This window comes from Micromonospora sp. NPDC005252 (assembly GCF_042872475.1).
Lineage (GTDB): Bacteria > Actinomycetota > Actinomycetes > Mycobacteriales > Micromonosporaceae > Micromonospora.
Genome location: NZ_JBIAKN010000008.1, coordinates 216,372 through 228,597, shown reverse-complemented (window position 1 = coordinate 228,597; position 12,226 = coordinate 216,372). Strand labels below are relative to the sequence as shown.

Genomic DNA, 12,226 nt, shown 5'->3' with positions numbered 1-12,226 from the left:
GCGAACCTCTTGATCGCCGGAAACAGGGCCGACCGGCCAGCCCGGAACGGGCCCGACCAGGTCAGGCCGGGGCGAGCCAGCGGTGCAGCGTCGCCGCGCCGTCACGGATCTTGCTGATCTCGACGTGCTCGTCGGGGTGGTGGGCGAGGTTCGGGTCGCCCGGGCCGAAGTTCAGCGCGGGGATCCCCATGGCCGCGAACCGGGCCACGTCCGTCCAGCCCAGCTTGCCGATCGGCGCGGCGCCGACCGCGGCCAGGAACTCCTTCGCCGGGGCCGCCTCCAGCCCCGGGGCGGCACCCGCAGCGGTGTCGGTCACCCGCACCTCGAAGCCGGCGAACACCTCACGCAGGTGCGCCTCCGCCTCGGCGGGGGTGCGGTCCGGGGCGAACCGGTAGTTGACCTCGATCTCGCAGTGGTCCGGGACCACGTTGCCGGCCACGCCACCGTTGATCCGTACCGCGTTCATGCCCTCGCGGTAGTCGCAGCCGTCGATGGTGACCCGGCGTGCCCTGTACGTCTGGAGACGGCGCAGCACCTCACCGGCAGCGTGGATCGCGTTCACGCCGTGCCAGGAGCGCGCCGAGTGGGCGCGGACGCCGGTCGTGGTGACCACCGACCGCATGGTGCCCTGGCAGCCCGCCTCGACGATGCCGTACGTCGGCTCCAGCAGCACCGCGAAGTCCGCCTCCAGCCACTCCGGGAACGCCTGGGCGACCAGGTTCAGCCCGTTGTAGCGCGACTCGATCTCCTCGGCCTCGTAGAAGAGGTACGTCACGTCGTAGCGCGGGTCGGGCAGCGTCACGGCCAGGTGCAGGGCGTACGCGACGCCGGACTTCATGTCGGAGGTTCCGCAGCCGTACATCAGGTCGCCGCGCATGGTCGACGGGAAGTTGTTGTTCAGCGGCACGGTGTCCAGGTGACCGGCGAGCACGACGCGCTGCGACCGGCCGAGGTCGGTGCGGGCCATCACGGTGTTGCCGTGTCGGTGCGTGGACAGGTGCGGTACGCCCCGCAGCACCTCCTCGACGAAGTCGGCGATCGCCTTCTCGTTGAGGGACACGGACTCTATGTCGACCAGTACGCGGGTCAGCTGCACCGGATCGGCGAGGACCTCGGGGGTCAGCGGGTTCTCCATGGATCGCACGGTACCTTCAGGTCTGTCAGCGCGAGGAGCGAGCCGAGGCCGGCCTGGCCGCGACCGAGAGGTGCAACAGTGACGTCCGCAGATTCCGCCTGGGGCATCGGCCTGGCCACCGTCACCGCCGACGGGCAGGTGCTCGACACCTGGTATCCGACCGGCAAGCTGGGCCTGGGTGAGCTGCCGCTGGTCGCCGGCGAGGGCGAGTCGGACGTGCTGGACCTGCCGCCGGGCGCGCTGGGCGACCGGTCGCTGCCCGGTCTGCGTACCGTCCAGGTGGTCACCGTGATCGGCTCGCTGGACGACCCGATCAAGAACGCCTCCGACGCGTACCTCCGGTTGCACCTGCTCTCCCACCGCCTGGTGCGGCCCAACCAGATCAACCTCGACGGCATCTTCGGCAAGCTCGCCAACGTGGCCTGGACGTCCGCCGGACCGTGCCCGCCGGAGCGGGTGGACGAGCTGCGGGTGATCGAGCGGGCGGCGGGTCGCCACCTGTCGGTGTACGGGGTGGACAAGTTCCCCCGGATGACCGACTACGTGGTGCCCTCCGGTGTGCGGATCGCCGACGCGGACCGGGTCCGGCTCGGCGCCCACCTTGCCGCCGGCACCACAGTGATGCACGAGGGCTTCGTCAACTTCAACGCCGGCACCGCGGGCACCTCGATGGTCGAGGGGCGGATCGTGCAGGGCGTGCTGGTCGGCGACGGCTCCGACATCGGCGGTGGCGCCTCGATCATGGGCACCCTCTCCGGTGGCGGCACCGAGAAGGTCAGCATCGGCGAGCGCAGCCTGGTCGGCGCGAACGCCGGCGTCGGGATCTCGCTCGGCGACGACTGCGTGGTCGAGGCCGGCTGCTACATCACCGCCGCGTCGAAGATCACCCTCCCGGACGGCCGCGTGGTCAAGGCCCGGGAGCTGTCCGGCGTCGACGGCCTGCTGTTCTGGCGCAACTCGGTGACGGGCGCGCTGGAGGCCCGCCCGCGCACCGGCCGGGGCATCGAACTGAACGCCGCCCTGCACGCCAACGACTGACGGCCCCGCCGGGTCCGCGGCGCTCGACCGCGGACCCGACGGGGGTACGCCTCAGCGCAACCGGTACGCCTGGATGATCCGTTCGGTCACCGTGTTGCCGGCGGCGTCCCGAGCGGTGGCCCGCAGGGACACGTGGCCGGGTGCCGCCGGATGCCGGACGGTGGCCGTCCAGCCGTGGCCGCCGTGCCGGACCCGGGCGGGTCGCCAGGTCCGACCGCCGTCGTAGGAGACGTCCACCCGCAGCCCGGTCACGCGCGATCCGGGGGCACCGGGCTGTGGCTGCACCTGCACCGGGATGACCAGGCTCCGGCCGGCCGCGGCGGCGTTGTTCCGGTCCAGCGCAGGCGTGAACCGGATCGCCGACACCGGCAGTGGCCGGTAGTCGTCGCCGGGCACGTGCCCGGACCGGAACGTCCACGCCGCCCCGACCTCGGTGCTCAGGTCGGTGAAGCTGCGCTTCGTCGACACCTCCAGCCGGTAGTCCGCGACGCCGGGCGGCACCGTGAACTGGCCGTACCCCGGCTCGGTCAGCTCGTCGACCAGGACGCCGTTGCGGTACAGGGCGGTTCGGCCGGCGTCCGTGATCGACCGGCCGGCGTGGCCGTCGGCGTCGCCGTGCAGCGGGAGGTTCACCAGGATCTCGTCACCGAGGCGGGTGACGCCCTGGCCCGGCCAGCGCGGCGCGGGGAAGGACGGCCCGTACGGCGCGCTGTTCCAGGTCTCCCTGACGTGCCGGCCCGCCCGGTACGCCTTCGGTTCGGCCTCCAGCACCGCCTTGGTGTCGAGCCACCCCTCCTCCGTGGGCACGCCGAACGTCAGCTCGGAGGACCAGCGCAGCCCGTTGGTGTTGTAGTGCTCGACGCGGTGCCCGGGCACCGCAGTGGGCAGGACCGTCGCCCAGCCGCCCAGGTCCGGTTCGAGGCGCGGGAAGACCACCCGCTCGGAGACCATGCCGGGATAGCCGCCCCGGAACTCGTGGGTGACCGTGGCCAGGTCCCGAGGGCGGTAGGTCTTGTCGAAGCCGGCCGGCATGCGGCCGGGGAACTTCTCGCTGAGCGCGTACAGGTAGGGGCTGCTGGCCACCTCCGGCTTGCGCCACTGGCTGCTCACCGTGCCGAAGAACCGTGCGCCGGAGACCACCCGACCGAGGTGCCCGGTGGCCAGCCCGGTGAAGTCCAACCCGAGCAGACCGAAGCCGTACGAGCCGCCGTCCTCGGTGATGAAGTTCGCGCCGATGTCCACCAGATCCGGGACGGCAGTCCGCTCCGGGATGGTCGTCCGCACCGGCCGTGCCCTGCGGGCGTCGACGGTGACGCTGGTGTCACCGTCGAACACCAGCTCCGGCTGGACCAGTTGGGCCGTGCCGACGTCCCCGCTGAAGACGATGCTGGCCACCGCGTAGCGACCCTTGGGTACGCGGACCTCGACGCTGCCGTCCGGGTCGTACAGGTCGCGGCTGTCGAGGGTGTCCAGCCGGATCAGCGTGGTGATGAACCCCTCGGCGGGCGCGCCGCTGTCGTCGAGGTGCCGGACGGTGAGCTGATAGCTCTCCACCTCCCGGTTCACCGCGACCGGGGTGACCGCCACCGCGGTGCCGGAGCGGGCCACGATGCGGCCGGTCCAGTAGCCGTCCGTGCCGATCCGGGTGTCCACGGTGACCGTGGTGCCCGCGGTGCCTCCGGCGGGCACGGTGACCTGACCCGCCCCGAGGGAGAACATGCCGGCCGGAGCCGGTTGGCCGTCCGGGCCGGTCACCTCCAGGGTCAGGTCAAGGGTGAGTGGGGCCGGGCCGTCGTTGTGCCAGTCGACCTGCCGGGCGACCGGGGTGTCGTCGTCGTGCGGCCAGGCCGGCTGACCGAAGGAGACGCTGACCGGGGTGCTGGTCACCCGCTGGGTGATCGCGCGGGCCACGTCGACCCGGCCGGCGCCCTGCTGGAAGGCGGTCTGCTCCGGGTGCGGCTTCGCCGAGGCCATCAGGGTCGCCTTGAGCTGGGCCGCCGCCCAACCCGTGTGCTGCTGGGCGAGCAGCGCCACCGCGCCGGTGACGTGCGGCGCGGCCATCGAGGTGCCGGAGAGCGCGAGATATCCCTCCCCCACCGGCTCGCCGATCTGCGCGCCCTTGGCACGGGCGGCGACGATGTCGACCCCCGGGGCGGTCAGGTCCGGCTTCAGTCCGCCGTCGCCCACCCGGGGGCCACGGCTGGAGAAGTCGGCCAGCGCGTCGTCGCGGTCCACCGCGCCGACGGTGAGCGCCGCTTCGGCGCTGCCCGGCGAGCCGACCGAGCCGTCCGTGCCGTCGTTGCCGGCGGAGAGGACGAAGAGCGCGCCGGTCTGCGCGGTCAGCGACTCGACCGCCGCCTCCAACGGGTCGACGTCGGGTGTGTCGGTGCCGCCCAGGCTCATGTTGATCACGTCGGCGTGCTGGTCGACGGCCGCCCACTGCATCCCGGCCAGGATCGCCGAGTCCATGCAGCCCTGCTCCTCGCAGACCTTGCCGTTGAGCAGCGTAGCGTCCGGGGCGACACCGTGGTACTTGCCACCGGAGGCGGCGCCACTGCCCGCGATGATCGAGGCGACGTGCGTGCCGTGGCCGACCGTGTCGTCGGTGTCGGCGGCCTCGGTGAAGTTCCGTGCCTCGGCGATCCGACCGCTCAGGTCGGGGTGGCTGGCGTCGATCCCGGTGTCCAGCACCGCCACGCGGACACCCCGGCCGGTGAAGCCGGCCGCGTAGGCGGCCGGGGCACCGATCTGCGGCACGCTGTGGTCGAGGGTGACCTGCCGACGACCGTCGAGCCAGATCCGGTCGGCACCCCCCGCCGTGCCGACCCGGGCACCGGCGCCGGTGAGCGCCGCCCAGACCGTGGTGGCCTGCTGCTTGTCGGCGGTCGCGGCGAACCCGCCGATGGCCGGCAACTCCGCCGTGACGGTCAGGCCGGCGGGCGCCGCGACGCGTTTCCGGGCGCCCGCGTCGGCGGCGACCAGCACCGGCAGGTCGTTCCGGCGCGCGTCGTCGTAGCCGGCGGCGATCAGCCCGGTCACGTCGAACAACCGCCTGTCGACCCGGCCGGCACGAACCAGGGGCAGGGCGTCCTGCGGCAGCACCGTGAGGTGGCCACGGTCGCGGGTGGTGATGAACCGCTTGTGCGTACGCCCCGGACCGGGGCGCACGGAGGCGGACCCGGAGTCGGTGACGCTGACCCGGTCTCCGGTGAGCAGGGTGACGGTGGTCGTGGACGCGGCGCGCGGGGCGGCGCCGATGGTGGCGCTGGTGGTGGCGCTGGTGGCCGTGGTGGTGCTGGCGGGTGGTTGGGCCGCGGCGATCACCGGAGTGCCCAGCACGAGGGCTGCGGCGGCGATGGCGGCGATCGTTCTGCTGCGTCGATGCAACGGATCCTCCTTGGTGGAGCGTGGTAACCAGAAGAGACGCATTGACCATCGCCAGTATTACATACCGAGTATGCATAAAAGAGGGCCAAAATATAACGGACCTGCCAACTGATGGCAGGTCAGCGGGGCATCATCGACCGGGTGACCTCCATGAAGGACAAGATGCTCGCGGGTGAGCCCTACCTCGCCGACGATCCCGAGCTCATCGCCGACCTGGACCGGGCCGCCCGGTTGATGGAACGCTTCAACACCAGCCTCGCGGCGGATCCGGCGGCGCGGCTCGCGGTGCTGCGCGACCTGCTCGGCGAGCTGGGCGACGGCACCTGGATCCGTCCACCGTTCTACTGCGACTACGGCTGGCAGATCCGGATCGGGCCCCGCAGCTTCGTCAACTACAACGCGGTCTTCCTCGACGTCGCGGCGATCACCATCGGCGCGGACGTCCAGGTCGGACCGAACGTGCAGCTCCTCACGCCGACCCACCCGGTGGAACCCTGCCCGCGCCGCGACAAGTGGGAGGCCGCCAAACCGATCACCATCGGCGACAATGTGTGGCTCGGCGGCGGCGCGATCGTGCTCGCGGGAGTGACGATCGGCGCGAACACAGTCGTCGGCGCCGGAGCGGTGGTGACCCGCGACCTACCCGCCAACGTGGTCGCGGTCGGCAATCCGGCCCGACCGGTCCGCGAACTCGACTAGGAGAACAGCGTAGGCACGATCCGCCTCGACGGCGGCATCGCCACCCGGTTCAACCGCATTCCGAAGTACGTACGTCCCCTCGCGAGGCGACCCGGATCTGGGCTGACGGAATCGCTCAGGCCACCGGCGGGTCGGGCAGGCGGATCACCAGGTCGGCCCGGTCGGCCGTGGGGGTGACGCGCGCCGCATTGGCCTCGTCGCTGCCCAACGCCCAGGCCCGTGCCTGCTCCGGTGACCGCCCGTACGCCTCGTGTCGAGTGGTCAACCGGCGCTGGCGCAGCTCGACGTCCAGGTCGAGGAACCACACCTCGTGCAGCAGCGTCCGGACCTCCTGCCACGGGAAGTCCGGCACCAGCAGGTAGTTGCCCTCGGTGACCACCAGGCGGACCGACGGCGGCACCTCGATCGCCCCGGCCACCGGCTCCTCGATCTCACGGCGGAACTCCGGCGCGTAGACCGAGGTCGGCTCCAGCCGGCGCAACCGGCGCAGCAGTGAGACGTACCCGTTGGCGTCGAAGGTGTCGATCGCGCCCTTGCGGTCGGCGCGGCCCAACCGGACCAGCTGCGACTGGGCCAGGTGGAAGCCGTCCATCGGCACCAGCCGGGCACTCGGCCCGACCTCAGCGACGATCCGCTCGGCCAGGGTGGACTTGCCGGCGCCGGGCGCCCCGGTGATGCCGAGCAGTTGCCGCGGGCCGGCGTCGGCCAGTGACCGCGCCCGCGCCACCAGCTCCTCGACGGCCAGCACCCGGGCCTGCGGCATCAGCCCAGCACCGGATCGCTGATCGTGAACCGGGCCTGCACCGCCGCCTGCACGGTCTGCGGCCGCGGGTCCAGCTCCAGCTCGGGCGCCCCGCCGCCAGCGCCGCCCCCGACGTCGAAGGCAGCGCGGGCGAACATCGGCCGGTCCCCCGGACCGGCGTCGGCCAGCTCGATCAGCGCGGTGACGCGGGCGCCGAGGGCCTCGGCGTACTCCCGGGCGCGCAGCAGTGCGTCGCTGATCGCGGCGTGCCGCGCCTCGCGGTGCGCGGGGCTGTCCGGGCGCAGCTCCCACCAGGGGCCGGCCACCTCGACCTGGTCCTGGTCGGCCAGCCGGAGCATCAGCTCGCCCAGAGCGGTGAAGTCGGTGACGGTGACCGTCGTGGTGACGCTGCCGAGCCAGCCCACGACGCGCTCACCCGAGCGCTTGGTCTGCGGCCGGACCCACAGGTCGCCGGCCTCCCGCCGGGCCACCGCCGGCTCGGCGCCGTCCAGCAGCACCCGGACGGCGGCGGCCCGCTCGGCGAGCTGCGTCAGCGTCGCCTCCCGATCCCGACCGCGGGCCGTCACGGTGACCGCGAACCGCGCCAACTCGGGCGGCACCTCCCGGGTCGCCTCGCCGCGCACCTGCACAACCGGGCCGTCCGTCGCCATGCCTGCCAGCCTAGTCAGCCACCGGCAGCCACGCCGGGTAGGAGACGACGTCCGGGCCGATCCGGCATCCCGTCAGGTGGCCACCGGCGTCGCCCAGCCCGCGCAGCCAGGCCACCTCGACGGCATGGTCGCCGTCGGCGGGGAACTCGCGGTCCGCCGGCGCGAACCGGCGGCCCCGCAACGCCGACCGCGCCGCGCCGGCCTGCGCGTACCCGGCGGCGAGCGCGGACGCGTCGCCAGCACGCAGCGCGCCGGCCAACTCGTCCAGCAGCACCCGGACCTCGGCCAGCTCGTGCAGGACCCGTTCGCGGTTGCCGAGCAGCATGTTCGCCGTCCGCTCGGCAGGTGTGCCGGCGACCCGGGTGCCGTCGGAGAAGCTGCCCGCGGCCAGCGCCAGCACGGCGTCGCGCAGTGGCGACCGCTGCACCGCCCCGGCCAACGCGCCAGCCAACAGGTGCGGCACGTGCGACGCGAGCGCGGCCACCGAGTCGTGCGCCGGCGCGGACATCGGCACCACGCGGGCACCGAACAGCTCCACCAGCAGCCCGGTCAGCCAGCGGAAGGCGACAGTCGCGACACCCGTCGCCGGGCAGAGCACCCAGGCGGCACCGGTGAGCAGCGTCGGGGAGGCCGCCGTCAGGCCGGCGGACTCCGCGCCCGCCATCGGGTGCCCGGGTACGAAACGGTCGGTGAGCCCCAGCCGGTCGGCGGCCGCAGCCACCTCGACCTTGGTGCTGCCGACGTCGGTCAGCACACAACCCGGCGCGGTCAGGTCGGCCACCTGGGCCAGAGTCCGGGGCAGGGTGGGCAGCGGACCGCAGAGGAAGACCACGTCCCGGCCGACGACGGCCTGCTCGATCGTGGCCGGCGCCGACACACCGCGCGAGCGGGCCTGTTCCCGCGTCACCGGGTCGGGATCCCAGCCGGTCACGTCGAGGCCGGCGTCGGCGAGGCGCAGCAGCAGCGAACCACCGATCAGGCCGGTGCCGAGCACTGCCGCCCGGACGTTGGCGTACCGTCCGGTGCCGCCGTCGGTCATCGCCGGCCGCCCGGGGTCAGGCCCGCAGCCGGCCGGCGACCGCTGCGACGTGCTCGTCGGACTCGGTCAGCGCCACCCGGACGTACCGCTGCGCGGAGGGGCCGTAGAAGACACCGGCCGCGACCAGGATGCCGCGCCGGGCCAGCCAGTCGACCGTCTGCCAGCAGTCCTCGTCGCGGGTGAGCCAGAGGTAGAGGCCCGCCTCCGAGTGCTCGACCGTGAAGCCGGCGCCGGTGAACGCGGCGGTCAGCACCTCGCGCCGGGCGCGGTAGCGCTCCCGCTGCTCGGCGGCGTGCCGCTCGTCCTGAAGGGCGGCCACCATCGCGGCCTGCACCGGCGCGGGCACGATCATGCCGGCGTGCTTGCGGACCTTCAACAGCTCGGCGACGAGAGCCGGATCGCCGGCCACGAACCCGGCCCGGTAGCCGGCGAGGTTGGACCGCTTGGAGAGCGAGTGTACGGCGAGCACTCCGGTGTAGTCGCCGCCGCAGACCTGCGGGGACAGCACCGAGACCGGCTCGGCCGACCAGCCCAGCGGCAGGTAGCACTCGTCGCTGGCGACCACCGCGCCGCGTTCCCGGGCCCAGTCGACGACCTTGCGCAGGTGCGCCGCGGGCAGCACCCGCCCGGTCGGGTTACCGGGCGAGTTGACCCACACCAGCCGGACGCGCGAGGTCGGCCCGACCGCGGTGAGCGAGTCGGCGCGGACCACGGTGGCGCCGGCCAGCCGGGCCCCGTCCTCGTAGGTCGGGTACGCGATCGACGGCACGACCACCACGTCGCCGGGGCCGATGCCGAGCAGGGTGGGCAGCCAGGCGACCAGCTCCTTGGAGCCGATGGTCGGCAGGACGCCGAGACCGTCGACGCCAGCTCCACAGGCCCGGGCGACCCACGCCGCGATCGCGTCGCGCAGGGCCGGGGTGCCGGCGGTCAGCGGGTAACCCGGGGCGTCGGACGCGTCCGCCAACGCCTGACGGATCACCGCCGGAACCGGGTCGACCGGCGTGCCCATGGAGAGGTTGATCAGGCCCTCCGGATGCGCCGCGGCCAGCGTGGCCGCGGCGTCCAGGGTGTCCCAGGTGAACTCGGGCAGCCGTGCCGAGACCGGCGCGGGCCGGTTCAGTGGCCCTCGCCGCGCGGCGGCTGCGCGGCGACGAAGGTGGCGTCCTTCTCCACCTTGCCGATCTTCGAGGCGCCCCCGGGCGAGCCCAGGTCCTCGAAGAACTCGTAGTTCGCGCCGGTGTAGTCCTTCCACTGCTCCGGGACGTCGTCCTCGTAGAAGATCGCCTCCACCGGGCAGACAGGCTCACAGGCACCACAGTCGACGCACTCGTCGGGGTGGATGTAGAGCATCCGGTTGCCCTCGTAAATGCAGTCGACCGGGCATTCCTCGATGCATGCCTTGTCGAGCACATCCACGCACGGCTCGGCGATGATGTAGGTCACCGGTCTTCTCCTCCGCAAGACGCGCCGCGATCTCCCGCGACGGTAAGAGCCTAGTATCTCGCCGGGGAGGGGGTCGATCGTGCTCCGACAGCAGGATGTGGGACACCGGATCGTGGTCCGCCGGATTGTGGGGATTCGCGAAGGCCGCCCGCTGTTTTCCGATGCCCTCGGCGAGCTGGTGGAGTTGAGCGAGACTCATCTCACCCTCGCCACGGCGCAGGGCCCGCTGCGGGTACCGGTGGCACAGGTGCACCGGGCCAAGCGGGTGCCGCCGACCCGCCGGCCGACCGCCGCGGCGGTGGTGGCGCTCGAACGGGCCGCCGACGAGGCCTGGCCGGCGCCGACGCGCGGCCGGCTCGGCGACTGGCTGCTGCGCTCGGCCGAGGGGTGGACCGGCCGGGCCAACTCGGCACTGCCGATCGGCGATCCGGACCGACCGCTGGCGGCCGCGGTGGACGCGGTCGAGCGCTGGTACGCCGACCAGGGCCAGCCCGCGATGATCAACACGCCGTTGCCGCTCGCCGCGCCGGTCGGCGCCGAGCTCGACGAGCGCGGCTGGGACAGCCGCCCACCGACACTCGTACAGACCGCGCCGCTGCCCCTGGCGACGCCCGCCCACGGCGTCCCGGCCGCCGAGGCCGGCGGGCCGCGGGGCGCGGTCATCGAGGTGACGACCGCGCCGAGCGACGAGTGGCTGGCCGTCGCCGCCGGTCGCAAGGGCGGCCTGCCGGAGGCCGCACGCCACGTGCTCACCGCCGTGGACCAGGTCCGCTTCGTCCACGCGTACGTCGACGGCACGCTGATGGCGATCGGGCGGGGCGCGGTGACCGGTGCGGGGCGTTGGTTGGGGCTCAGCCTCATCGAGGTCCTGCCGGCGTCACGTCGGCAGGGGCTGGCCCGGCGCGTGATCGACACGCTGGTCGCGTGGGGCGCCGCGGCCGGCGCGACACACGCGTTCCTCCAGGTGGAGCAGCACAACGCCGCGGCGGTGGCGCTCTACCGGACGCTCGGCTTCACCACCCACCACACCTACCTGACCCGGGTGGCCCCGCACTGACCCGCGCCAGGCCCGCGGCGCGGTCCGTTCAGCGGCGGACCACGCGGCGGGGCTTGGCCGCCTTGACCTCGGCGTACCGCTTGAGCTGCCGCGAGCGGTGGTCGAGACCGAGGGCGGTCGCCACCAGGTAACCGATCATGGTCCCGAGGCCGGTGGCGAGCAGGTAGAGCCAGATCTGGGCGAAGAACGTGCCCGCGCCGCCGGCGAACGGGTTGTGGCCCACCAGCAGTGGCCCGACCAGCACGGTCAGGGCCATGGCCACCAGCACCACGACCGCCACGTCGCCCGCCCACACGGCCAGCGGCCGCACGCGTCCCCAGCGGAAGGCGACCACGGCCAGCGTCAACCCGATCACCACGAACATCGCCAGCGACACCCGGTCGGCCGCCGCGTCGTCACCGTCGAAAGCGAACCGGGTGATCAGCCGGGCGACCACGTTGACCGCGAACAGTCCTCCCGCGAGCACCCCGATGGCCCGCCACCGTCTGTCCATCGCACGACCTCCTGCCGTACGCCCCGTTTGCGGGGCCGCATCCCTGGCAGGAATATCTACCACTCGTACCTGTGTGGCGTCACCAGCGGCCGAGAGTGGGCGGCGGGGCGAGGATCTGCCGGAAACCCATCACGGCGAACGTCATCGCGCCGGCCACGATCATCGCCAGGCCGACCCAGTTGTCGCCGGCCAGCAGCAGGTCGCCCTCGGTGGTGCGGATGGCGGCCACCGCCATCAGGGCGAACCACGGCACCGCCGGCAGCGCCACCGCCCAGCGACGGCCGACCACCTCGTGCGCGAACCAGCTCAGCACGATGTTGGCGCCGACGGCGAGCAGCGCCGAGACCCCGATGAGCTGCCCGCCGACCCGGAGGGTGGCGAGCAGCAGCTCCAGCACACCGGTCACGACCCCCGCCACCATCACGACGACCGCGCCGGTCAGCCGCAGACCCAGGTCCAGCAGTCGCGGCGGTGGCCCCGCCTCGGGCGGGGTGTCCTGGTCGTTCACGACCGACATCG

General features: G+C 73.3%; 12 protein-coding genes. 3 read left to right on the top strand and 9 right to left on the bottom strand.

Annotation, left to right across the window (positions count from 1 at the left end; genetic code table 11):
• Window positions 1–61 precede the first annotated feature (61 nt).
• A complete protein-coding gene (gene dapE / locus ACFYPH_RS23105; protein WP_387184460.1) occupies window positions 62–1,135 on the bottom strand; it encodes a succinyl-diaminopimelate desuccinylase in 1,074 nt (357 codons plus the stop codon).
• A gap of 78 nt (window positions 1,136–1,213) precedes the next feature.
• On the opposite strand from dapE, the gene dapD reads away from it, so the two are divergent.
• Window positions 1,214–2,173 (top strand): 2,3,4,5-tetrahydropyridine-2,6-dicarboxylate N-succinyltransferase, encoded by a 960-nt coding sequence (gene dapD, locus ACFYPH_RS23100; RefSeq protein ID WP_354861508.1) that lies wholly within the window; start codon window positions 1,214–1,216, stop codon window positions 2,171–2,173.
• Window positions 2,174–2,224: 51 nt separating this feature from the next.
• Here dapD and ACFYPH_RS23095 read toward each other — a convergent pair whose 3' ends face one another.
• Window positions 2,225–5,602, bottom strand: coding sequence for a S8 family serine peptidase (locus ACFYPH_RS23095; protein WP_387184457.1), 3,378 nt, complete (start codon window positions 5,600–5,602; stop codon window positions 2,225–2,227).
• A 69-nt stretch (window positions 5,603–5,671) separates the two neighbouring features.
• Between ACFYPH_RS23095 and ACFYPH_RS23090 the strand changes: the two genes are divergently transcribed.
• Complete coding sequence (locus ACFYPH_RS23090; protein ID WP_363937161.1) at window positions 5,672–6,259, top strand: sugar O-acetyltransferase; 588 nt, start codon at window positions 5,672–5,674, stop codon at window positions 6,257–6,259.
• A 115-nt stretch (window positions 6,260–6,374) separates the two neighbouring features.
• Here the strand turns inward: ACFYPH_RS23090 and ACFYPH_RS23085 are convergent, their stop codons facing one another.
• From ACFYPH_RS23085 to fdxA, 5 genes are read right to left on the bottom strand one after another with little or no spacing between them, the layout of a single operon-like run.
• Entirely contained in the window at window positions 6,375–7,022 is a 648-nt protein-coding gene (locus ACFYPH_RS23085) for a nucleoside/nucleotide kinase family protein (RefSeq protein WP_387184454.1), read from the bottom strand.
• The gene (locus ACFYPH_RS23080; protein WP_387184450.1) at window positions 7,022–7,672 is read right to left on the bottom strand and encodes an SIMPL domain-containing protein; all 651 of its coding nucleotides are present in this window, start codon (window positions 7,670–7,672) and stop codon (window positions 7,022–7,024) included. Before ACFYPH_RS23080 ends, ACFYPH_RS23085 begins: the two co-directional genes overlap by 1 nt.
• A gap of 10 nt (window positions 7,673–7,682) precedes the next feature.
• Window positions 7,683–8,711 carry a prephenate dehydrogenase gene (locus tag ACFYPH_RS23075; RefSeq protein WP_387184447.1) on the bottom strand — a complete coding sequence of 343 codons (1,029 nt, stop codon included), beginning with the start codon at window positions 8,709–8,711 and terminating at the stop codon, window positions 7,683–7,685.
• A gap of 16 nt (window positions 8,712–8,727) precedes the next feature.
• A complete protein-coding gene (dapC, locus tag ACFYPH_RS23070) occupies window positions 8,728–9,834 on the bottom strand; it encodes a succinyldiaminopimelate transaminase (RefSeq protein ID WP_355063796.1) in 1,107 nt (368 codons plus the stop codon).
• Window positions 9,831–10,157, bottom strand: coding sequence for a ferredoxin (gene fdxA, locus ACFYPH_RS23065; protein ID WP_007464872.1), 327 nt, complete (start codon window positions 10,155–10,157; stop codon window positions 9,831–9,833). Before fdxA ends, dapC begins: the two co-directional genes overlap by 4 nt.
• 79 nt (window positions 10,158–10,236) lie before the next feature.
• On the opposite strand from fdxA, the gene ACFYPH_RS23060 reads away from it, so the two are divergent.
• Window positions 10,237–11,214: a GNAT family N-acetyltransferase gene (locus ACFYPH_RS23060; RefSeq protein ID WP_387184442.1), complete on the top strand. Its 978-nt coding sequence runs from the start codon at window positions 10,237–10,239 to the stop codon at window positions 11,212–11,214.
• Window positions 11,215–11,242: 28 nt separating this feature from the next.
• Here the strand turns inward: ACFYPH_RS23060 and ACFYPH_RS23055 are convergent, their stop codons facing one another.
• Both ACFYPH_RS23055 and ACFYPH_RS23050 read right to left on the bottom strand, forming a co-directional pair.
• Window positions 11,243–11,707, bottom strand: coding sequence for a hypothetical protein (locus ACFYPH_RS23055; RefSeq protein WP_355138150.1), 465 nt, complete (start codon window positions 11,705–11,707; stop codon window positions 11,243–11,245).
• A 79-nt stretch (window positions 11,708–11,786) separates the two neighbouring features.
• On the bottom strand, window positions 11,787–12,224 hold the full coding sequence (locus tag ACFYPH_RS23050; protein ID WP_354857025.1) for a hypothetical protein: 438 nt from the start codon (window positions 12,222–12,224) through the stop codon (window positions 11,787–11,789).
• Between the last annotated feature and the right edge of the window lie 2 nt (window positions 12,225–12,226).